A 19,903-nucleotide genomic window follows, 5' to 3' on the forward strand; every position below is an offset into this window, starting at 1 on the left:
ACGTGGAGTCCGCACCGCCCCCTTCCGCATGCGCGGGGCTACTTGACCGCGAGCACCAGTGCGTCCGAGGGCGAGCGCCACACGGGGCGGGCCTCGGCGAACCCGGCGGCGCGCAGGGTGCGGGCGTGCCAGTCGGCCGACGGGGTCTCGCCGTCGGCGTGCTCCCCGTAGATCTCGAAGCGCTTCGCGGTGGGTCCGGCGAGTACCGGGTCCTTGGCGGCGAGGGCCCACCACTCGGCCCAGTCGAGCGCGCCGGACGTCTTGGCGCGGTCCATCTGCGCGTGGCGGTGGGCGCGTTCGGCGGCGTTGATCCGGGGCGTGGTGTCGTCGATCATGTGGTCGGCGTTCATGAAGACACCGCCGTCGCGGACGAGGCCGGCGATCTGTCCGTAGAGGGTGGCGAGCGGTTCGTTGTGCAGCCAGTGCAGGGCGGTGGCGGTGAGGACGGCGTCGTACGAGGTGTGCGGCAGCCGCGCGGCCCAGTGCGGGTCCTTGAGGTCGGCGGTCACGAAGGTGACGCGGTCGTCGCCCGCGAAGGTGCCCTCGGCGATGGCGAGCAGCGCGGGGTCGAGGTCGACGCCGACACTGGCGGCTCCGGGGAACCTCTTCAGGAGCCGGTCCGTAATACTTCCCGTACCGCACGCGAGGTCGAGCACGCGCGGCGTGGGCCCGGCGAAGGCCTCCACCATGTCGAGCATGACCCGCAGCCGCTCCTCGCGGTCGGGCATGTACCACTCCTGCTGCCGGTCCCAGCTGTCCTGCCAGGCGCGCCAGTCGGCGGTGACTCCGGCGGTTTCCGTAGATCCCGTCATCGAGAACCCTCCCGTACGTAATACCCTCGAAGCAAGAGCAGCCATTACTCCCGTCACTGACGAAGATAGACCGCCCCGGTAAGGACTACAAGTGGAACTGGCCTATTACTCGGACTACGCCGTACGTCTGGTCAACAGCGAGGAGCCGGGGCGTGGCAAGGACTCCCTGACCACGGTCGAGGCCGTGCGCGACCTGTTCGGCGCGAACCAGTCGGCGGCCCGGCGCGCCACGGACGCCGACCTGACCCGCTTCCGCGGCGTACGGGCGCGCCTGCGCTCGGTGTTCGAGGCGGCGGACGGCGGCGACGAGACGCTCGCGGTCGACCTCCTGAACTCGCTCCTCCTGGAGTTCCCGGTGAGCCCGCAGATCTCCGGGCACGACCACCGGGACGACGACGACCGCCCGTTGTGGCACATGCACCTCGCGGACCACCCGTCGAACGCGACAGCGGGATACGCGGCGATCGCCGCGATGGGCCTCGCCTTCCATCTCACGGAGTACGGCGTGGACCGCCTCGGCCTGTGCGAGGCGTCGCCGTGCCGCAACGCCTATCTGGACACGTCGACGAACCGCTCCCGGCGCTACTGCTCGGACCGCTGCGCGACCCGCGCCAACGTCGCCGCCTACCGCGCCCGCAAGCGCGCCGAGGCGGACCGGTCGGACAGCACGGGGCGCAGCGCCGAGAAGGCCCACGAGGCCACGGCCATCACGGACCGCTGACGCTCGCCCTCCACCCACGGCTTGCGGCGGCGCAGGCGCCCGCGCACCTTGGCGAGCACGAGGTCGTCGGGCACCGCCCCGTACACCTCGCTGTCGCCGCCGGCGTCGGGGTTGTCGCCGAGCACCCACCAACCCCCGTCCCGCCGCCCGGAGATCCGCTTCACCACGAGCAGATCCTGCTGGAAGGGGTGCCGCAGGATGACCACGTCCCCCGGCCGTACCCGGGCGCCGTGCTGCACGAGCATCCAGTCGCCGGGATACAGCGTGGGCACCATGGACGGCCCGTCCACCTCGATGATTTGAAACGGCACCCTGGCCTCCCGCGTCTCCTCTGCCGTCTCAGGCATCAGACATCCTCCCCGGTTCCGCCCGCCGGTCCTGCGGTCCCATCCTCCACCAGTCCCAGTCTGGCCCTGGACTTTTGTCCTAAGCCCATGGGGGCACCCGAGAAAACCCCTCTGCCACGGAGTAATGTCCCACCTGAGAAGACGATCACGAGGAAGGACAGCTACATGCTTTCCCGCCTGTTTGCCCCCAAGGTGAAGGCCAGCGCGCACTGCGACCTGCCCTGCGGCGTGTACGACCCGGCCCAGGCCCGCATCGAGGCGGAGTCGGTCAAGGCCGTCCAGGACAAGATGGCCGCCAACGACGACCCGCAGTTCCAGACGCGCGCCATCATCATCAAGGAGCAGCGCGCCGAGCTCGCCAAGCACCACGTGTCGGTGCTGTGGAGCGACTACTTCAAGCCCCCGCACTTCGAGAAGTACCCGGAGCTCAGCCAGCTGGTCAACGACACCCTGAAGGCCCTCTCGGCCGCCAAGGCGTCGAACGACCCGGCGACGGGCCAGAAGGCTCTGGACTACATCGCCCAGATCGACAAGATCTTCTGGGAGACCAAGAAGGCCTGACGCCTTCGCGTCACCTGTCCGACAGCACCCGGCGTCCGCGCGGAGCCGGGTGCTGTCGGCGTCTTCGGCCCGCTCGGGTAGCGTCGCCCGGATGGACCACTCGCGTCGCCCCCGCATCCTCTACGTCACCGATCTCGCGTACCCGGCCCGTGGCCGCCGCTACTGCGACGAGGACATAGCCCTCTCGGCGCGGCTGCGCGAGGACTTCGACGTGGCGCTGTGCCATCCGCTGGACGCCGCCGCGCTGATGGACGGCTTCGACGCGGTCGTCGTGCGCAACAGCGGGCCCGTGCTGCACTACCAGGCCGCCTACGACGCGTTCCGTGAGCAGGCGCTCGCGCGCGGGGTGCGGGTCTACAACGCGCTGTCCGGGAAGGCCGACATGGCGGGCAAGGGGTATCTGCTCGACCTGACCGCGGCCGGTTATCCCGTCATCCCGACGGTCTCCCGCGCGGCCGATCTCCCTCTGCTGCCCGAAGCGGACGAGTACGTGGTCAAGCCGCTGCTCGGCGCCGACTCCATCGGTCTGGCGTTCGTCGGCCGCGAGGCGCTGCCCGGCCTGGAGTTCGACGGCATCCTCGTCCAGCCGCGGATCCGCTTCCGGTACGAGGTGTCGTTCTACTTCGTCGACCGCACTCTCCAGTACGCCCTGTACGCGCCCCGGCCGGACGAGCGGTGGGTCCTCGAACGGTACGAACCCACTGACGCGGACCGGGAGTTCGCGCAGAAGTTCGTCGACTGGAACACCATCGGTCACGGCATCCAGCGCGTGGACGCGTGCCGCACGCCGGAGGGCGAGCTGCTCCTGGTCGAGCTGGAGGACCTCAATCCGTATCTGTCCCTGGATCTGGTCGACGCGGGCACACGGGACACGTTCGTGGCGGCGATGGCGGACTCGCTGCGGGGGCTACTGGCCGACGGGGGCTGAGGAGGACGGCCGGCTGAAGCGGAGCTTGTCCTTCTCGCGGGCGCCCAGGCGCCGGTAGAAGCGGATCGCCCCGTCGTTCCACGGCGTCCATGCAGGTCGCCGGGGCGGGTGTGCCGCACGCTCACCTGTGCGTCGGTCACCGGGCGTCCTCCTTCGTGACGTCCCCGGACCAGGCGGCGAGGCGGTCCGCGAGGGGGCCTGCGCCGTCGAGGACGTGGCGGGTGAACGCGGTGCGCTCGTGGGCGAGTACGGCCGCCTCCCAGACGCAGGGGGCGAGGCCGGTGCGGCCGGGCCGCAGCAGTTCCGGGTGGCCCGCGGGCCCGGTGAAGACCGCGAGGTCGGACATGTGGCCCTCGATCCAGGTGTGGACGAGGACGTAGTCCCCGTCTCCCCCGGCGTGCAGCAGGACCACGGCGAGTCCGAGCGAGCCCCGGACGGCGCCGAGCGTCAGGTGGGCGTCGACGAGCGGCATGACCGCGGCGACGTCCCGCTCCGTCACCGCGCGCCCCGGCGCCTCGATGGCGTACGTCTTGACGAGGTGACCGCCGTGCTCACCGCTGCCCAACGGGCGTACGGCGCGCGCGTGGTGGCCGTCGGCGAGGGCGAGGAGCGCGTCCTGGTCGACGGCCACCGGGAGGGCCGGTGCTGCGGCTGCGTTCTCCGTGTGGTCGGACATGGCCCCATCATGCAGGGCCGGAGGCTCAGGCGTCCGCCCTGTCACGCGGTCGCCGGGGTGCGAGGAACAGTGCGGCGAGCGCCGAACCCGCGGCCACCAGGAGGGAGTTGACGAGTACGGCCGTGGAGACGCCGGACAGGACCGCGTCCGGACCGCTCGCCCCGCCCATGCGGGCCGTGGCGATCGCGCTCATCACCGGGATGCCCAGGGTGATGCCGACCTGCTGGGTCATGGTCGCGAGGCCGGTGGCGAGGCCCTGCTCCTCGTCGGGCAGCCCGGACGTGGCCGTCACCATGAAGCCGACGATCACCAGCATGTTGCCGACGCCCCCGACGAACGTGGCCGCGAGGAGCAGCCAGATCCAGGCCCCCGACGTGCCGAGCGCCACCAGGGCGAGCGTCGCGACGGCCTGGACGGCGCCGCCGACGACGATCGCGGACCGGTTGCCGAGGCGTCCGACGGCGCGGCCGCCGAGCGTGCCGCCGATCACGGTGCCGAGCCCGAGGACGCCGAAGGCGAGCCCGGTCGCGAGCGGCGAGTAGCCGAGGACTTCCTGGAGGTAGAGCGTGAGCAGGAAGACGAGGGACGTCTCGGTGACGAAGGCGATGAGCCCGGCCGCGTTGCCCCAGATCACGGTGCGCCGCTTGAGGATGTGGAGCGGGACGAGGGGCGCGGCGGCCCGCTTCTCGACGAACCGGAAGGCGACGAGGAGCGCGGCTCCGGAAAGGAGCGCGGCCAGGGTCGCGGGGGCGCCCCAGCCGGTCTCGCCGGCCTGCGTGAGCCCGTAGACGAGGAGCAGGAGTCCGCCGGTGACGGTTGCGGCGCCCGGTACGTCGAGGCGCGGGCGGCGGTCCGGGCGCGAGTCGGTGATGACGGACGGGGCGAGGGCGAGGACGAGGGCGGCGACGGGGACGTTGACGAAGAAGGCCCAGCGCCAGGAGAGCAGGTCGGTGAGGAGCCCGCCGAGGATGGCGCCCGCGGTGAACCCGGCGGACATCAGGGCGCCGTTGAGGCCGAGGGCGCGTTCGCGCAGCGGCCCCTCCTTGAAGGCGGTGGTCAGGAGGGCGAGTCCGGCCGGGGTGACGGCCGCGGTCGCGAGTCCCTGCAACACCCGTGCCACGAGCAGGACTTCGGGCGAGGTGGCGAGGCCGCCCAGGAGGGACGAGGCGCCGAGGACCGCCATGCCGGCGAGGAACAGCCGCTTGCGGCCCACGAGGTCGGCCACGCGGCCGAAGAGGAGCGTGAACCCCGCGGCGGCGAGCGCGAACGCCGTGGCGATCCACTGGAGACGGGAGAGCGAGAAGCCGAGCCCTTCGCCGACGACGGGCAGCGCGACGTTCAGGATCGAGAAGTCCACGGCGATCATGAACTGGGCGCCGAGGAGAAGAGTGAGGACGAGCTTCTGGCGGGCCGTCATGCGCGGGGATGGTGCGACGGCCGGGGCGGGGGCGGTCTGCGTGGGCGCCGACATGGGGCACTCCTTAAATGGTTCCATGTTCCCGTTAAGGCACGCCAAACGTAGCAGAGTGGAGAGCCTTAAGGGAACCACAGTCCCGTTACATGGTGACGAGCACCTCGCGCATGTTGTCCCGCACCGTCTCCTGGCCCCGCCGCACCGACTCGTACGCGGACCTGTGGCCCGCGAGGTCGGCCCGCTGCTCCCCGGACAGCACGGACCACCACACCCCGGCCGTGTTGTGCTCGCGCTTGCACTCGACGTCGGCGACGGCCGTGTTCAGCTCGCGCCGCGAATGCGAGGTGTTGCCACCGTCGTCGCGCTTCCACGCCTTGTCACGGAAGGCGTCGTCGGGGGTGGCGTACCGCTTGAGCCCCTTGTCCACGACGCACTGCGACCAGGCCTTGAGCACGCGCCGCATCCGCTCGTCCTTCATGGCCGCCTTCTCCAGGACGACCTCCCGCTGCGAGACGTACGCCCACGTGCGGCGCAGGTCTCGCACGCCGCGGTAGAGGCGCTTGTCCGCGCGGCCCAGGCAGCCCTCCTCGGGGACCCGTTTGCCGAGGATCGTCGGCCTCCCGCCCGTCCGGCGCCCCCAGTAGACGTACGACTCGTCGACCGTCATACGACGGCCCCCGGGCTCGACATCGACGTCCCGCTTCGGGTCCCAGCCGTACCCCCAGCGCCGCGCCTTCTCCAGGTCGAACTCCCCCGCGGGATCCTGGTTCACGGCCACGATGGCCAAGGCGCCGGGATTCGGGCTCTTCGGGTCGCGCGGGAAGTCGGCGAAGCCGAAGTCGCGCATGCACCGCTGGGCGAGGAGGGTCCGGGCGCGCTCGAGCGTGCCGTACGCCTCGTCGTTCTCGGCGGTGAACTGGTAACGGTGCAGAGGCAGTTCGGGCACGTCCTTCGCCTCGCGGACGATCGGGACTCCGTCCGCCGTCCACCGCCCGCCGGACGGCGCACCGTCGCACCCCGCCAGCAGGACCACCGCCATCGCCGCCGCGACCCCCACAGGGCCGCCCCCTCGCCGTACGCGCACCGAACCCCCTCGGCCGGCTCGCACCGGCCCGTCCCCGTCCGGGGGCGAGCCGCCCCCGGATCCGAACGCCCGTCCGACTGACGGGCGGACCGAGGGGACCTTAGCGGACCTGCCCGCCGCCCCAGACCCGCACCTCGGTGACGGCCTCGACCGGCAACGGCCCGTAGATGTGCGGGAATTCGTCGGCACCCGGCTCCGGCGCCTCGAACCTGACCGGCACGGGCACCCGCTCGCTGTCGATGACCAGCACCACCAGCTCGTCGGGCCCGTCGTACCCGCCGTACAGGAAGTCGGCGACCTTCTGGACCTGGTGCGCCAGCGAGCAGTGGATGAAGCCCTCCTCGGCGAGGGTCTTGCCGCGCGTGGACATCTCGTAGGCGCCGGACGCGCGGGCCGCGTCCCACAGGGAGCGCTCGGTGATGTGCAGGAGTTCGGTCATGCGCACCAAACTACGAGCTGATCGCTCGGGCCGGTATCGCCCATCGGCCGACGCGGCCCGCCTCAGCCGAGCCGGGCCGCCCGCAGCTGGAGGTAGCGCTGCTCCGGGCGGCTGAGCGTGCCGCCCGCCGCCTCCTGATAGGCCGCCCGCGCTGCGTCGCGGTCCCCGGCCAGCTCCAGGAGGTGGCCCCGGACGGCAGCGAGCCGGTGGTGCCCGCCGAGGGCGTCCGCCAGCTTGTCCGTCTCCGTCAGGCCCGCCTCGGGACCGTGCACCATGGCGACGGCGACGGCCCGGCCGAGCGCGGCCATCACCTCCCCCTCGGGCACGACCCGCACGAGCAGGTCGTAGAGGGCGAGAATCTGCGGCCAGTCGGTGTCCTCGGCACTGTCTGCCTCGTCGTGCAACGCTGCGATCGCCGCCTGGAGTTGATACGGGCCGACCGGTCCGCGCGGGAGGGCGAGGGTGACCAGTGCGACGCCTTCGTCGATCTCGGCGCGGTCCCACAGGGTGCGGTCCTGTTCGTCGAGTCGGACCAGTTCGCCCGCCGCGTCGGTGCGGGCGGCGCGGCGCGCGTCGGTCAGCAGCATGAGGGCGAGCAGCCCCGCGACCTCGCCGTCGCCGGGCAGCAGCGCCCGCACGGCCCGGGTCAGCCGGATCGCCTCGCGGGCCAGGTCGGCGCGCTGCAACTGGGGCCCCGACGTGGCCGTATACCCCTCGTTGAAGATCAGGTAGAGGATCTGGAGCACGGCGGGCAGCCGCTCGCGCCAGTCCTCGGGCAGGCGGAACCGCACGCCGCGTACGCGCTGCTTGGCGCGGCTGATGCGCTGCGCCATCGTCGGCTCGGGGACTAGGTGGGCGCGGGCGATCTCGGCGGTCGTGAGGCCGCCGACGGCGCGCAGGGTGAGGGCGACCTGGGCGGCGGGCGTCAGCTCCGGGTGGCAGCACAGGTAGAGCAGGGTGAGGGTGTCGTCCTCGGAGGGGGCGCGGCTCTCGCCGGGCGGCGGGGCCGTGAACGCGTCGCGCGGGGTGAGCGCGGCGTCCGCCTCCTCGCGCCTGCGCCGCGCGTCGTCACTGCGCAGGGTGTCGACGAGGCGGCGGGACGCGACCTTGATGAGCCAGCCTCGCGGGTTGTCGGGCACCCCGGCGTCGGGCCACTGGCGTGCGGCGGCGAGCAGCGCCTCCTGCACGGCGTCCTCGGCGGCGTCGAAGTGTCCGTAGCGGCGGACCAGCGCGCCGAGGACCTGCGGCGCGTGGCGGCGCAGCAGGTCCTCGGTCGACGCGGTCAGCAAAGGTCGCCACCGCTGTCCAGGATGGGGCGGATCACGACGGGGCGGGCGGGTGCGCCGGCGGGGGCGGGGCACTCGGCCACGCGCTTGGCGATCTCGGTGACCCGGTCGAGGTTCTCGCACTCGAGGATCCAGAAACCGGCGAGCAGTTCCTTCGTCTCCCCGTAGGGGCCGTCACTGACGACGGGCCGCCCCTGCACGTCCGGCGTGACGAACCGGGTCTTCGCGGGCTCCGCCAGACCTTCGCCGGCGAGCATCTCGCCGGTCTCGGCGAGGTCGTCGTTGATCTTCTGCATGTGGGCGAACATCGTCTGGATGTCCTTCTCGCCCCAGGCCGGATTGCCCTCGGACGCCTTGCCCGCCATGGCCTCGTAGTCGAGCTGGGTGCCGGTCACCATCATCAGGTACTTCATGGCTCTGCGCTCCTTCGGCCAAGCCGCCCGCCGGGCGCGGGCGGCTTCACTGGAGACGTCGGAGCGGCAGCAGCGTTCTCGACACCGCCCGGAGAAAAATTCTAGCCGGGGAGGCCCTGCCTCTTCCTGCTGTACGTCCGCACGATCACCCCGTTGCCGAACGTCCGGTTCTCCTCCAGGGCGAACTCGCCGATCGCGAAGCCGGACCCGAACATCGGCATGCCCGAGCCGAACACCAGCGGGTACGTCTTGATCACCAGCTCGTCCACCTCGTCGGCAAGCACACCGGCGAGCGTCGCGCCGCCGCACAGCCAGATGCCGAACTCGCCGTCCTCCGCCTTCAGTTCGCGGACCTTGCCGACGACGTCATCGGCGACGATCTCCACGTTCGGGTCGGGGGACTTCTCGATCGAGCGCGCCGCGACGTACTCGCGCAGGTGCCCGTACGGGCTGGTCATCCCGGCGTCGAGGCCGAGCTGATAGCTGGCCCGGCCCTGGATGACGGTGTCGAACCGCTTGTTGGCCAGGTGCTCCAGGCCGAGCATCCGCCGGCCCTCCGCCGAGATGGTCTCGGGGTACTCGGTCGTGAGGAACTCGAGGAACTCCTCGTTCACGAAGGGCATGAAGGCGTTCGCGTCTCCGTCGGGACCGCCGATGAAACCGTCGATCGACACGGCGACGAAGTACGTGAGCTTTCGCAAGTGGGTCTCTTTCCGCAGGTGACAAGGGCGTTCGGGCGGGCCGTTGTGCCGTTTCGGCTCCCTGACCCGCTCGAACAACTTCAGTTATAGTGCTTCATCTGTAGTGGTTACAAGAGGATTCGGGAATCCGGTTCGGTGGGTTTCCGGATCTCCGGTCAGAAGGAGCACACAGATGGCGCGGAACGCGGAGCGCAGGGTGGCCCTGGTGAACGCCGCGGTGGAAGTGCTCGCGGCCGAGGGCGCGCGCGGCCTGACCTTCCGCGCGGTGGACGCGGCGGCGGCCGTCCCCACGGGCACGTCGTCGAACTACTTCACCAGCCGGGACGACCTGCTGCACCAGATCGACGCATGGCTGCACGAGCGGCTGGCCCCGGACCCGGCGGTGGTCGCGGAACTCCTTCAGCGGCCGCGGGACCGCGAGCTGGTCGCCGCGTTCATGCACGATCTGCTGGGCCGCGCCCAGCGCGACCGCACCGGCTATCTGGCCATGATGGAGATGCGCCTGGAGGCGGGGCGCAGGCCCGAACTGCGGGCGTCCCTCATGAAATCGCTCCGCGGCGACCTGGACTTCGGCATCTCGTTCCACACCGAATCCGGACTCCCCGGCGGCGCGGAGACGGTGACCGTGCTCTACCTCGCCACGCTGGGGCTCATCCTGGAACACCTGACGATGCCGGGGATGCTGGACGGCGCCGTGCCCGGCGTGAGCGTCCCCGAGGGGCTCATGGACCGGATCGTCCGCACGATCGTGCCGCAGGAGTAGCCGCCGCCACCCTGATGGCCAGGGCTCAACTCACCTGCGGATCCCGCCACATGGGCCACATCGTCGGCCCGTCCGGCAGCGCGATCCCGCTGCCGGTGCACGCGAAGCCGAGCCGCTCGTACAGCACACGGCTACGGTCGCTGCTCGCCTCCAGATACGACGCCACGCCCTCGCGGTCGCAGCGGTCGAGGACGGGCTCCATCAGCGCGGTGCCGAGGCCCTGACCCTGTCGCGCCGGGTCCACGGCGATCATCCACAGGTATTCGTGCGCGCGCTCGCGCGGGTGGATCCCGGCGGTCAACCGGCCGATCTCCTCGACCCGTTCGTTGTCCGGGTCCACGGCGGCGCGCAGCTGCGCAGGGCCGTCGTCGCCCTCGTCCGGGCCGCCCGTCCCGCGCGGCCGGGCGGGCACCGACAGCCAGAGCGCGGCCGCGGCGCCGTCCTCGGTGATGTCGACATATCCCTCGCTCAGCGAGATGTCGATGAAGGCCGCCATGAGTCCGGCGTGCCTGCGGCGCCGGTGCGCCAGGCCAGGGAAGACCCAGCCGCTCACCGGGTCGTCCATGAACGCCTCGTCGAGCAGCCGCACAAGGTCAGCCCGATCGCCCTCCGTGGCCCTCCTGATCGCCACGCCCATGACCCCGCCCCCTCACGTCACGTCGCGGCCCGCCTCAACGGGCCGTGTCCCTGCGCCGGTCGGCCGCCACGCGCCGGCCCGCTGCAGCCTAGGCGATCGGTTCCGCACGCGCGTACGGGCCCCGCGCTCCTCCCGGAGCGCGGGGCCCGCCGTCAGCTCAACTCCCCTCCCCTCCCCTGCTGGTGGATTCCCCCTAGTGGCTACGCCGCGTCACGAACTCCGCCAGCGACAGCAGTCCGTCCGCGGCCTCCGGCGCCGGGACCGCCCTGGACAGCTGGTGCACCGCCCGGGACATTCGGTCCGCCGCGTGCAGCTGCGCCCAGTCGCGCCCCCCGGCGCGCTCGACGACCAGCGCCATGGCCTCCAGCTCCCCCTCCTTCGGCGGGCCGTCCTCCGGTCCCACCACCCCGTAGAGCGCGGCCAGTTCACCGGCTTCGGGCGTACCCGAGGCCAGCGCCGCCACCACCGGCAGCGACTTCTTGCGCACCGCGAGATCGGCGCCCGCCGCCTTGCCCGTACGGGCCGGATCCCCCCAGATCCCTATGACGTCGTCGATCAGCTGGAACGCGAGCCCGGCCTGTCTGCCGAACCCGTCGAGGGCCGCGACCTCCTCCTCCCCAGCCCCCGCGTACAGCCCTCCGACCGCGCAGGCGCAGCCGAGCAGCGCGCCCGTCTTCGCCTCCGCCATGACGAGGCACTCGTCCAGCGTGACCTGGTCCGGTTCGCGCCTCTCCAGGGCGACATCGGTGACCTGGCCCTCGCACAGCTCCATCACACAGGCCGCGATCCGGGCCGCCGCCGGGCGGGCCGCCGGGTGCGGGTCCTCGGCGAGCAGCCGCTGCCCGAGCGCCTGGAGCGCGTCGCCCGCCAGGATCGCGTCGGCGTCCCCGAAGACGGTCCACGCGGTCGGCCGGTGCCTGCGCGTGGTGTCCCGGTCCATGACGTCGTCGTGCAGGAGTGTGAAGTTGTGGACGAGTTCCACGGCCGCCGCCGCCCGTACCGCTAGCTCCGGAGCGCCCCCCAGCGCCCGTACCGCGGCGAGGACGAGCGCCGGCCTGATGGCCTTGCCCGCGTGCCCCGCGGCCGCGGTGCCGTCCGCCTGCTCCCACCCGAAGTGGTAGCGCGCGATGCGGCGCAGCGACGTGGGCAGGGTCTCCACGGCCCTGCGCAGCTCCGGGTCGACCTGCGCCCTCGCCTGCGCCAGGATCACCGCCGCTTCCTGGCCGTCCACGGCCACCTCTGCGTCCCGTCCGCCCGGTCCCCCTTGCTGCTGCGGCGCTATGGACTGCTTCGTGTGTGTCTTGAGCTTCAACGCCACCTGCCGATCTCGACGTTCTCCAGGACGCCGAGCGCGTCCGGCACGAGCACCGCAGCCGAGTAGTACGTCGTCACCAGGTACGAGATGATCGCCTGCTCGCTGATGCCCATGAACCGCACCGACAGGCTCGGCTCGATCTCGTCCGGGATGCCCGCCTGCTGGAGGCCGATGACGCCCTGCTCCTCCTCGCCGGTACGCATGCAGATGATCGACGTCGTGCGCGCGTCGGACACGGGGATCTTGTTGCTCGGGAAGATCGGCACCCCGCGCCAGGTCGGGATGCGGTTGCCCCCCACGTCGATGGACTCCGGGACGAGCCCCCGCTTGTTGCACTCGCGCCCGAACGCGGCGATGGCGCGCGGGTGGGCGAGGAACAGCTTCGATCCCCGGCGGCGGCTGAGCAGCTCGTCCATGTCGTCCGGGCCGGGCACGCCGTCGTGCGGCTGGAGCCGCTGCTCGTACTCGCAGTTGTTGAGCAGGCCGAACTCCCGGTTGTTGATGAGCTCGTGCTCCTGGCGCTCCTTCAACGCCTCGACGGTGAGCCGGAGCTGGTGCTCCGTCTGGTTCATCGGCTGGTTGTACAGGTCCGCCACGCGCGAGTGGATGCGCAGGACGGTCTGGGCGACGCTCAGCTCGTACTCGCGGGGCGCCGCGTCGTAGTCGACGTACGTACCCGGGAGGACCGCCTCGCCGACGTGACCGGCGGAGACGTCGATCTGCTTCTCGCCGAACTTGTTCGCCCGCTGCTCCGGGATGGACCGCAGCGCTCCCAGGTGCCCGGCGAGGCTCTCGGAGCGCTCCGCGACCTGCTCCAGGTCCTGGCGGGGCAGCGCGAGCACGGTGCACGCGGTCACGGCGCGCGCCGTGTACTCCCAGATGGCCTCCGGGTCGAGCAGCGCCTGCTCGCCGAAGTACGCCCCGTCGGCCAGGACCCCGAGGACCGCGTCGTCCCCGTAGGGGCCGGTGCCGATCTTCTCGACCTTGCCGTGGGCCAGCAGGAACACCTCGTCCGCGGAGCTGCCGAACGAGGCGAGCAGCTCACCCGGCGCGTACTCCCGCTGCCGGCACCGCACCGCGAGCTCCTCGAGCACCTCCTGGTCCCCGTAGTCCCGCAGCACCGGCAGTTCGCCGAGCTCCGCGGGGATGACCCGCACCTGGTCTCCGGTCTTCACGAACGTCACGCGTCCGTCGCCGACCGAGTAGCTGAGCCGCCGGTTCACCCGGTACGTGCCGCCCTGCACGTTCACCCAGGGCAGCATCCGCAGCAGCCACCGGGAGCTGATCTCCTGCATCTGTGGCGCGGACTTGGTGGTGGTGGCCAGATTCCGCGCGGCGGATGTGCCGAGACTCTGCTGCGGCCCTGCCTGCTCCGTGCGGACTTCTTCGCCTACCGACATGGGCTATGCCTCCCGATCAAGAACTGACCTGCGGCGACAAGACTTCCAGCACGCACTGTGGCCGCGCCATTACACAAACGAGCGGGGTTGGGTGAGAGTGGACGGGGCACGATGCCCGTTTTTCCGGGTAGGGAACTTCCGGACGGCGGAACTTCAAGATCCCGGCGGCCGTTCAACCGGTACACCGAGGCACTGATGACAGGAGACAGCAATGACAGGCTTCCTGGACCGCGCCAAGGAGCAGGCGCAGCGAGGGCTCACGCAGGGCAAGCAGAAGCTGGACGAGGTGCAGGCCCAGCGGGCGGGCGGCGACCTCCTGAAGAAGCTGGGCGCCGCCTACTACGCGGAGCGGAAGGGCACGGGCACCCCCGAGGCGACCCAGGCCGCGCTCGGAGCCCTGGAGCACCACGTCGCGGAACACGGGGACGGCTTCCTGCAGAGCTGAGGCCGCCGCACCGCCTCCCACCCGACCGCACGTAGGCACGTAGGCCTGCGCGCCTGCACTTCTCCCTGCCCGGAACAGCCCGCGATGACCGGAACGGCTCGCACGTGATGCGAACAAGTAGTCCCGGTGAGCCGGTTCGGGTACAAGCGGCGTACGAGACGGACGCGCCCCGCTTCCGTCGCACCCCGCGAAGGAGGCGGCCATGGCCCCACCCATGTCCGCGAGCAGCTTCCTGGACGCCCTCAGGCGCGAAGGCCTGACGGTGGTCGAGGTCGGCGACTGGAGACACCACAACCGCAACCACAAGGGACCCTGGGGCCCGGTGAACGGCGTGATGATCCACCACACCGTGACGTCCGGCAGCAAGCAGACCGTCGACCTCTGCCGGAAGGGGCGCGCGGACCTGCCGGGGCCGTTGTGCCACGGCGTCATCACGAAGGACGGCCGCGTCCACCTCGTCGGCTACGGCCGGGCCAACCACGCGGGTCTCGGCGACGACGACGTGCTGCGGGCGGTCATCGCGGAGGAGGCGCTGCCCCACGACAACGAGGCGAACACGGACGGCAACCGCCACTTCTACGGCTTCGAGTGCGAGAACCTCGGCGACGGCGAGGACCCCTGGCCCGCCGCACAGCTGGAGGCCATCGAGAGGGCGGCGGGCGCGGTGTGCCGCCATCACGGCTGGACGGAGCGCTCGGTGATCGGCCACCTGGAGTGGCAGCCGGGCAAGGTCGACCCGCGCGGCTTCACGATGGCCTCCATGCGGGGGCGCATCCGCGACCGGCTCTAGCAGCCACCCTTCGCACGCGGCCCGCGCCCTCCCGCTTGCACAATGAGCAGGTGACCCCGCACCTCCCGCGCCCGCTCCTGCACCCCCGGCTGCCCTCGCCGGTGGAGCCGGTCGCCGACGACCGGTTCCACCGTCACGGGGTGCGGCTCCTGCTCAAGCGCGACGACCTCATCCACCCCGACCTGCCCGGCAACAAGTGGCGCAAGCTGGCACCGAACCTGGCAGCGGCAACCGCCGCGGGCCACGGCACGCTGCTCACGTTCGGCGGTGCCTACTCCAACCACCTGCGCGCCACGGCGGCCGCGGGCCGCCTCCTGGGCCTGCGGACCATCGGCGTCGTCCGGGGCCAGGAGCTCGCGGGGCAGCCCCTGAATGCCTCTCTCGCGCGCTGCGCGGACGACGGCATGCGCCTGCACTTCGTCGACCGGACGACGTACCGGGAGAAGCGGGATCCGGCCACACTCGCGCGCATCCTGCGCGAGGTGGCGCCGCCCGACGGTGACAGAAACACGCCCTACGTCGTCCCGGAGGGCGGCAGCAACGCCGAGGCCGTCCGCGGCTGCGCGGAGCTCGGGCAGGAACTGCAAGGCGCCGCCGGCGTGGTGGGCGTCGCCTGCGGCACGGGCGGCACGCTCGCCGGACTCGCCGCCGGGCTCGGCGAGGGGCAGCGAGCGCTCGGCATACCCGTCCTGAAGGGCGGCTTCCTCGGCGACGAGATACGCACCCTCCAGGAGGCGGCGTTCGGCGGTCCGCGGGGCGACTGGTCCCTGGACGAGCGCTTCCACTGCGGCGGCTACGGCCGCACCACCACCGCCCTCCTCGCCTTCGCCGAGGACTTCGAGCAGCGTCACGGCCTGCCCGTCGAGCGCCTCTACGTGGCCAAACTCCTGTACGGGCTGCTCACCCTCACCGAGGAGGGCGCGTTCGCGCCGGGCACCCGGCTCATGGCCGTCGTCACGGGAACGCCCTCTCCGTAGCGGCCGGTCAGTCGCCGACCTCCCGGTAGGCCGCCGCCTCCTCCAGGTCGAGCTTGCGCAGCAGCGTGCGCATCATCTCGTCGTCGATCCGCCGCTCGTCCCGCATCCGTACGAAGACCTCGCGCTCGGCCGCGATGGCCTCCCGCGTGAGCCGGCGATAGGTGTCGTCGGCGGACTCCCCCGTCACCGGATTGGCGTGGCCGAGCCGCTCCCACACGGAGTTGCGGCGGCGCTCCAGGACGGTCCGCAGCCGGTCCTCCAGGGGCTCGGGCAGACAGTTGCGCTCGTCCTCCATCAGCTCGTTCACGCGCTCCTCGGCGGCCCGCGAGGCGGCGTTCTGCGCCTGCGCCTCGGCGAGCGTCTCGGCCTGCGTGTCGCGTCCCGGAAGCTTCAGGATCCTGATCAGCCAGGGCAGCGAGAGCCCCTGCACGACGAGGGTGCCGATCACGGTCGTGAACGTCAGGAACAGGACCAGGTTGCGAGCGGGGAAACGGCTCCCGTCGTCGACGTACAAAGGGATCGAGAAGGCGATCGCGAGCGACACGACGCCGCGCATGCCGGCCCAGCTCACCACGAGCGGCCGCCGCCAGTCGGTGTCCCGTTCCCGCTCCCTGATCCGCGCCGACAGCCACCAGGGCAGATAGGTGGCCGGATACGACCACACGAAGCGCATCACCACGACGAGCACGAAGACCGCGACGGCGTACCCGAGGGCCTCCCCGACGCTGTACTCGCCGAGGTCCTTCAGGACGAAGGGCAGCTGGAGTCCGATGAGCGCGAAGACCGCCGACTCCAGGATGAAGGCGACCACCTTCCACACGGCGGCCTCCTGGAGCCGTGTCTCGAAGTCGACCTGCCAGGAGCGGTGCCCCAGGTAGAGGCCGACCGTGACCACGGCGAGCACTCCGGAGGCGCCGACCTGCTCGGCGGCCGCGTAGGCGACGAACGGGATGAGCAGGGAGAGCGTGTTCTGGAGGATCGCCTCCTTCAGGTGCGTCCGCAGCCAGTGCAGCGGCACCATCAGGACCAGGCCGACGCCGACGCCGCCGACCGACGCCACCAGGAACTCCCTGATCCCGCCCGCCCAGCTCGCGCCCTCCCCGACCGCGGCGGCGAGCGCCACCTTGTAGGCGGTGATCGCGGTGGCGTCGTTCACCAGGGACTCGCCCTGGAGGATCGTCGTGATCCGCGCGGGCAGCCCCACCTTGCGCGCGATGGCCGTCGCGGCGACCGCGTCCGGCGGGGCGATCACCGCACCCAGGACCAGCGCGGCCGTCAGCGGCAGATCGGGGATCAGCTCGTACGCGAGCCAGCCGACGGCGACGGTCGCGAACAGCACGTACCCGACGGAGAGCAGCGCGACCGGCCTGACATTGGCCCGCAGGTCGAGGTACGAGCTCTCCAGGGCCGCGGTGTGCAGCAGCGGCGGCAGGATGAGCGGCAGCACGATGTGCGGGTCGAGCGTGTACTGCGGCACCCCGGGCAGGTACGACGCCACGAGTCCGACCGCGACGAGCAGCAGCGGCGCGGGGACCGGGGTCCGGCGCGCGGCCCCCGCGACCGCCGCGCTCGCCGCGATCAGTGCCACCAGGGGCAATACGTCCATCAGCCCGTCCCTCCGCCATCCGCCACGCCGCCGCCCGTCGTAACCTGGCCATCATGAACGAGTGCCCGCACGTCGACGCGCTGCCTCACCCCGAACCCGCGCCCCTGAGCGACACCTGTCTGGAGTGCCTCGCGGCCGGCAGCCACCCGGTGCAGCTGCGGCTCTGTCTGGAATGCGGGCATGTGGGCTGCTGCGACTCCTCGCCCATGAAGCACGCGACGCAGCACTTCAAGGAGTCGGGCCACGCGGTGATCCGGACGTTCGAGCCCGGCGAGAGCTGGCGCTGGTGCTTCGTGGACAGCCTGCTCGTCTGAGGACCGCGCCGGTTTGCGGTTCGACCGTGCGAGGCCTGGGTACGTCAACCCGGCGCCCGCTCTTTCCAATTGAGCCCGCACACCCTCTAGCCACTGTCCGTACTCATAGGCTTACTATGAGTGACACCAACGGGCCGGGGGTCCCCGGGACAGAAGACTTGGGCGCGCGGTAGCGTCACCGCTGAACACATAGCGCGTCACCCGGGGGACGTACCCTCCGGAGCCCGAAAGTGCTTGTACCACCATGGAGGTGAGGGTGTCCCAGATCGCAGGCGAGCCCGGGAATCAGGACTTCGTAGAAGTCCGGCTGCCGGCTGCGGGTGCCTACCTGTCGGTGCTGCGGACGGCCACGGCCGGCCTCGCGGCGCGTTTGGACTTCACCCTCGACGAGATCGAGGACCTCCGCATCGCGGTCGACGAGGCGTGCGCGATCCTGCTCCAGCAGGCCGTGCCCGGCTCGGTGCTCAGCTGCGTCTTCCGGCTCGTCGACGACTCGCTGGAGGTGACGGTCTCGGCGCCCACCACCGACGGCCGTGCCCCGGAGCGCGACACCTTCGCCTGGACTGTGCTGTCGGCCCTCGCGGGCAAGGTGGACTCCACGGTCGCCGACGACAACACCGTCTCGATCAGCCTCTACAAACAGCGCGGCGCGGGTCCCGGGCCGGCGTGACGAACGGGGACGGGCCGGTGCGGGACGAGAAGCACGGCACACAGGACCTCCCGGCCGACGGCGGGGACGGGATGCGGCGGCTTGCCGACGGCATCCCCGAACAGCAGGCCCGGCCGCACCCGGAGGACCCCGCGGACCTCGAACGGCCGGGTCCGCCGGCGGTGGCCGATGCGTCGGAGCAGGCAGAGCCGGCCGGCGGGGAGAAGATCTCCGCAGGACCGGACGCGCGACGGGCGGGATGGATGAGCGAGCACGAGCGACACGGTGACCAGCAGCGCACGCACGATCCGCGGGACCGCAGCGGCGCACGGCTGATGTTCGTCGAGCTGCGCACCCTGACGGACGGCAGCCCGGAGTACGCAGACCTGCGCAATCAGCTGGTCCGCATGCATCTGCCGCTCGTCGAGCACCTGGCCCGCCGCTTCCGCAACCGCGGCGAGCCGCTCGACGACCTGACCCAGGTCGCCACGATCGGCCTGATCAAGTCGGTGGACCGCTTCGACCCGGAGCGCGGCGTGGAGTTCTCCACGTACGCGACGCCGACGGTCGTCGGTGAGATCAAGCGGCACTTCCGCGACAAGGGCTGGGCGGTGCGCGTCCCGCGGCGTCTTCAGGAGTTGCGTCTCGCGCTGACGACGGCGACGGCCGAGCTGTCCCAGCTGCACGGCCGCTCCCCCACGGTCCACGAGCTCGCCGAGAAGCTGGCGATCTCGGAGGAGGAGGTCCTGGAAGGCCTGGAGTCGGCCAACGCGTACTCCACGCTGTCCCTGGACGTCCCGGACACGGACGACGAGTCGCCTGCCGTGGCGGACACACTGGGATCCGAGGACGAGGCGCTGGAGGGCGTCGAGTACCGCGAGTCCCTCAAGCCGCTCCTGGAGGACCTGCCGCCGCGCGAGAAGCGGATCCTGCTTCTTCGCTTCTTCGGGAACATGACGCAGTCGCAGATCGCGCAGGAGGTCGGCATCTCCCAGATGCACGTCTCGCGCCTGCTGGCCCGCACCCTGGCCCAGCTGCGCGAGAAGCTCCTCGTCGAGGAGTGAGCCCCGAGGAGTGAGCCCCGAGGTGAGACCCGAGACGTACGGGCCGGCTACTTCTGGCCCGGTACGTCGCCCGCGGCGCCCGGGGTCGTGATGCCGAGCGCCCGGGTCGTGGCCGGGTTCACCAGGAGCACCAGCGCCGTCACCGCGACGACGGCGAGCGCGATCCCGCCCGGGATCATCACGCTGTCGGCCTGGAGCAGCGTGTAGGCGACCGGCAGCGCCATGATCTGCGTAATGATCGCGGGCCCCCGGCTCCAGCTGCGCCGCTTCAGCAGCCCGCGCGCCGCGATCAGCGGCAGCAGCGCGAGGACGGCGAGCGTGACACCGCCGGTCACGGCCTGCTCGGGGTTGTCGGGGTGACCCGCGAGGCCCATGACGAGCATGGAGACGCCGCCGACGAGCAGGGCGGCCCCCTCGAGACCGGCCAGCGCGGCGGCCGCGGTCAGCCGCCCGGGGCGCGGGCCGTCGTCGATGGTCGCGGCGTCTTCGGGGCTGGGGTTCTGCTCTGAGGTCACCCAAGCAGGGTAGCCCTCGGCCCGTATCTCCCGGCCGCCCCGGGTG

At 71.7% G+C, this 19,903-nt stretch carries 24 protein-coding genes; 10 read left to right on the top strand and 14 right to left on the bottom strand.

From position 1 onward, the window contains the following. Positions 1-38: 38 nt before the first annotated feature. Positions 39-812, bottom strand: coding sequence for a class I SAM-dependent methyltransferase (locus tag OHA58_RS11410; RefSeq protein ID WP_405478600.1), 774 nt, complete (start codon positions 810-812; stop codon positions 39-41). A gap of 91 nt (positions 813-903) precedes the next feature. Between OHA58_RS11410 and OHA58_RS11415 the strand changes: the two genes are divergently transcribed. Further along, positions 904-1,533, top strand: coding sequence for a CGNR zinc finger domain-containing protein (locus OHA58_RS11415; RefSeq protein ID WP_405478601.1), 630 nt, complete (start codon positions 904-906; stop codon positions 1,531-1,533). Here the strand turns inward: OHA58_RS11415 and sodX are convergent. Further along, complete coding sequence (gene sodX / locus OHA58_RS11420) at positions 1,437-1,880, bottom strand: nickel-type superoxide dismutase maturation protease (protein ID WP_405478602.1); 444 nt, start codon at positions 1,878-1,880, stop codon at positions 1,437-1,439. The two genes, OHA58_RS11415 and sodX, sit on opposite strands and share 97 nt — an antisense overlap. A gap of 165 nt (positions 1,881-2,045) precedes the next feature. Between sodX and sodN the strand changes: the two genes are divergently transcribed. Both sodN and OHA58_RS11430 read left to right on the top strand, forming a co-directional pair. Next, the gene (gene sodN / locus OHA58_RS11425) at positions 2,046-2,441 is read left to right on the top strand and encodes a superoxide dismutase, Ni (protein ID WP_405478603.1); all 396 of its coding nucleotides are present in this window, start codon (positions 2,046-2,048) and stop codon (positions 2,439-2,441) included. Positions 2,442-2,532: 91 nt separating this feature from the next. After that, positions 2,533-3,369 (top strand): hypothetical protein, encoded by an 837-nt coding sequence (locus tag OHA58_RS11430; RefSeq protein ID WP_405478604.1) that lies wholly within the window; start codon positions 2,533-2,535, stop codon positions 3,367-3,369. Between the two features lie 136 nt (positions 3,370-3,505). Here OHA58_RS11430 and OHA58_RS11435 read toward each other — a convergent pair whose 3' ends face one another. From OHA58_RS11435 to OHA58_RS11465, 7 genes are all read right to left on the bottom strand, one after another. Further along, a complete protein-coding gene (locus tag OHA58_RS11435) occupies positions 3,506-4,045 on the bottom strand; it encodes a hypothetical protein (protein WP_405478605.1) in 540 nt (179 codons plus the stop codon). 25 nt (positions 4,046-4,070) lie between these two features. Then, positions 4,071-5,516 (bottom strand): MFS transporter, encoded by a 1,446-nt coding sequence (locus OHA58_RS11440; RefSeq protein WP_405478606.1) that lies wholly within the window; start codon positions 5,514-5,516, stop codon positions 4,071-4,073. 85 nt (positions 5,517-5,601) lie between these two features. Continuing rightward, positions 5,602-6,516, bottom strand: a complete 915-nt coding sequence (locus tag OHA58_RS11445; RefSeq protein WP_405478607.1) for a hypothetical protein — start codon at positions 6,514-6,516, stop codon at positions 5,602-5,604. Between the two features lie 127 nt (positions 6,517-6,643). Next, a complete protein-coding gene (locus OHA58_RS11450) occupies positions 6,644-6,982 on the bottom strand; it encodes a DUF952 domain-containing protein (RefSeq protein WP_405478608.1) in 339 nt (112 codons plus the stop codon). Between the two features lie 62 nt (positions 6,983-7,044). Next, positions 7,045-8,271, bottom strand: coding sequence for an RNA polymerase sigma factor (locus tag OHA58_RS11455; RefSeq protein ID WP_405478609.1), 1,227 nt, complete (start codon positions 8,269-8,271; stop codon positions 7,045-7,047). After that, positions 8,265-8,681, bottom strand: a complete 417-nt coding sequence (locus OHA58_RS11460; RefSeq protein WP_405478610.1) for a YciI family protein — start codon at positions 8,679-8,681, stop codon at positions 8,265-8,267. The genes OHA58_RS11455 and OHA58_RS11460 overlap by 7 nt, the downstream gene beginning before the upstream one ends. 101 nt (positions 8,682-8,782) lie before the next feature. Continuing rightward, entirely contained in the window at positions 8,783-9,382 is a 600-nt protein-coding gene (locus OHA58_RS11465) for a dihydrofolate reductase family protein (RefSeq protein ID WP_405478611.1), read from the bottom strand. 172 nt (positions 9,383-9,554) lie between these two features. Between OHA58_RS11465 and OHA58_RS11470 the strand changes: the two genes are divergently transcribed. After that, positions 9,555-10,145: a TetR/AcrR family transcriptional regulator gene (locus OHA58_RS11470; protein ID WP_405478612.1), complete on the top strand. Its 591-nt coding sequence runs from the start codon at positions 9,555-9,557 to the stop codon at positions 10,143-10,145. 25 nt (positions 10,146-10,170) lie between these two features. Here the strand turns inward: OHA58_RS11470 and OHA58_RS11475 are convergent, their stop codons facing one another. The 3 genes from OHA58_RS11475 to OHA58_RS11485 all read right to left on the bottom strand — a co-directional run bounded on the left by OHA58_RS11475 (position 10,171) and on the right by OHA58_RS11485 (position 13,497). Then, positions 10,171-10,782, bottom strand: coding sequence for a GNAT family N-acetyltransferase (locus OHA58_RS11475; protein WP_405478613.1), 612 nt, complete (start codon positions 10,780-10,782; stop codon positions 10,171-10,173). Positions 10,783-10,975: 193 nt separating this feature from the next. After that, on the bottom strand, positions 10,976-12,064 hold the full coding sequence (locus OHA58_RS11480) for a family 2 encapsulin nanocompartment cargo protein polyprenyl transferase (RefSeq protein WP_405484911.1): 1,089 nt from the start codon (positions 12,062-12,064) through the stop codon (positions 10,976-10,978). Positions 12,065-12,090: 26 nt separating this feature from the next. Continuing rightward, positions 12,091-13,497 carry a family 2B encapsulin nanocompartment shell protein gene (locus OHA58_RS11485; protein WP_405478614.1) on the bottom strand — a complete coding sequence of 469 codons (1,407 nt, stop codon included), beginning with the start codon at positions 13,495-13,497 and terminating at the stop codon, positions 12,091-12,093. 211 nt (positions 13,498-13,708) lie between these two features. Here OHA58_RS11485 and OHA58_RS11490 point away from each other — a divergent pair, with 211 nt between their 5' ends. The 3 genes from OHA58_RS11490 (at position 13,709) to OHA58_RS11500 (ending at position 15,709) form a co-directional block, all read left to right on the top strand. Beyond that, positions 13,709-13,942 carry a hypothetical protein gene (locus tag OHA58_RS11490; protein WP_355691412.1) on the top strand — a complete coding sequence of 78 codons (234 nt, stop codon included), beginning with the start codon at positions 13,709-13,711 and terminating at the stop codon, positions 13,940-13,942. A gap of 202 nt (positions 13,943-14,144) precedes the next feature. Further along, entirely contained in the window at positions 14,145-14,732 is a 588-nt protein-coding gene (locus tag OHA58_RS11495; RefSeq protein ID WP_405478615.1) for an N-acetylmuramoyl-L-alanine amidase, read from the top strand. 50 nt (positions 14,733-14,782) lie between these two features. Further along, positions 14,783-15,709, top strand: coding sequence for a 1-aminocyclopropane-1-carboxylate deaminase/D-cysteine desulfhydrase (locus OHA58_RS11500; protein WP_405478616.1), 927 nt, complete (start codon positions 14,783-14,785; stop codon positions 15,707-15,709). Between the two features lie 7 nt (positions 15,710-15,716). On the opposite strand, the gene OHA58_RS11505 is transcribed toward OHA58_RS11500, so the two are convergent. Beyond that, positions 15,717-17,315 carry a Na+/H+ antiporter gene (locus OHA58_RS11505; protein WP_405478617.1) on the bottom strand — a complete coding sequence of 533 codons (1,599 nt, stop codon included), beginning with the start codon at positions 17,313-17,315 and terminating at the stop codon, positions 15,717-15,719. Positions 17,316-17,368: 53 nt separating this feature from the next. Between OHA58_RS11505 and OHA58_RS11510 the strand changes: the two genes are divergently transcribed. The 3 genes from OHA58_RS11510 (at position 17,369) to OHA58_RS11520 (ending at position 19,342) form a co-directional block, all read left to right on the top strand. Beyond that, on the top strand, positions 17,369-17,629 hold the full coding sequence (locus OHA58_RS11510) for a UBP-type zinc finger domain-containing protein (protein WP_405478618.1): 261 nt from the start codon (positions 17,369-17,371) through the stop codon (positions 17,627-17,629). Positions 17,630-17,885: 256 nt separating this feature from the next. Beyond that, positions 17,886-18,299, top strand: coding sequence for an anti-sigma regulatory factor (locus tag OHA58_RS11515; protein ID WP_100595936.1), 414 nt, complete (start codon positions 17,886-17,888; stop codon positions 18,297-18,299). Further along, positions 18,296-19,342: an RNA polymerase sigma factor SigF gene (locus OHA58_RS11520; RefSeq protein WP_405478619.1), complete on the top strand. Its 1,047-nt coding sequence runs from the start codon at positions 18,296-18,298 to the stop codon at positions 19,340-19,342. The genes OHA58_RS11515 and OHA58_RS11520 overlap by 4 nt, the downstream gene beginning before the upstream one ends. A gap of 47 nt (positions 19,343-19,389) precedes the next feature. On the opposite strand, the gene OHA58_RS11525 is transcribed toward OHA58_RS11520, so the two are convergent. Further along, positions 19,390-19,857: a hypothetical protein gene (locus OHA58_RS11525; protein ID WP_405478620.1), complete on the bottom strand. Its 468-nt coding sequence runs from the start codon at positions 19,855-19,857 to the stop codon at positions 19,390-19,392. Positions 19,858-19,903 lie beyond the last annotated feature (46 nt).

It is taken from the genome of Streptomyces sp. NBC_00009 (assembly GCF_045040855.1).
GTDB classification, from domain to species: Bacteria; Actinomycetota; Actinomycetes; order Streptomycetales; family Streptomycetaceae; genus Streptomyces; species Streptomyces aureus.

Excerpts from the sequence above, each read along its gene's own strand:
- OHA58_RS11410 (WP_405478600.1), bottom strand. The coding sequence starts at position 812 with ATGACGGGATCTACGGAAACCGCCGGAGTCACCGCCGACTGGCGCGCC.
- sodX (WP_405478602.1), bottom strand. The coding sequence starts at position 1,880 with ATGCCTGAGACGGCAGAGGAGACGCGGGAGGCCAGGGTGCCGTTTCAA.
- sodN (WP_405478603.1), top strand. The coding sequence starts at position 2,046 with ATGCTTTCCCGCCTGTTTGCCCCCAAGGTGAAGGCCAGCGCGCACTGC.
- OHA58_RS11430 (WP_405478604.1), top strand. The coding sequence starts at position 2,533 with ATGGACCACTCGCGTCGCCCCCGCATCCTCTACGTCACCGATCTCGCG.
- OHA58_RS11435 (WP_405478605.1), bottom strand. The coding sequence starts at position 4,045 with ATGTCCGACCACACGGAGAACGCAGCCGCAGCACCGGCCCTCCCGGTG.
- OHA58_RS11440 (WP_405478606.1), bottom strand. The coding sequence starts at position 5,516 with ATGTCGGCGCCCACGCAGACCGCCCCCGCCCCGGCCGTCGCACCATCC.
- OHA58_RS11450 (WP_405478608.1), bottom strand. The coding sequence starts at position 6,982 with ATGACCGAACTCCTGCACATCACCGAGCGCTCCCTGTGGGACGCGGCC.
- OHA58_RS11460 (WP_405478610.1), bottom strand. The coding sequence starts at position 8,681 with ATGAAGTACCTGATGATGGTGACCGGCACCCAGCTCGACTACGAGGCC.
- OHA58_RS11470 (WP_405478612.1), top strand. The coding sequence starts at position 9,555 with ATGGCGCGGAACGCGGAGCGCAGGGTGGCCCTGGTGAACGCCGCGGTG.
- OHA58_RS11475 (WP_405478613.1), bottom strand. The coding sequence starts at position 10,782 with ATGGGCGTGGCGATCAGGAGGGCCACGGAGGGCGATCGGGCTGACCTT.
- OHA58_RS11485 (WP_405478614.1), bottom strand. The coding sequence starts at position 13,497 with ATGTCGGTAGGCGAAGAAGTCCGCACGGAGCAGGCAGGGCCGCAGCAG.
- OHA58_RS11490 (WP_355691412.1), top strand. The coding sequence starts at position 13,709 with ATGACAGGCTTCCTGGACCGCGCCAAGGAGCAGGCGCAGCGAGGGCTC.
- OHA58_RS11495 (WP_405478615.1), top strand. The coding sequence starts at position 14,145 with ATGGCCCCACCCATGTCCGCGAGCAGCTTCCTGGACGCCCTCAGGCGC.
- OHA58_RS11505 (WP_405478617.1), bottom strand. The coding sequence starts at position 17,315 with ATGGACGTATTGCCCCTGGTGGCACTGATCGCGGCGAGCGCGGCGGTC.
- OHA58_RS11510 (WP_405478618.1), top strand. The coding sequence starts at position 17,369 with ATGAACGAGTGCCCGCACGTCGACGCGCTGCCTCACCCCGAACCCGCG.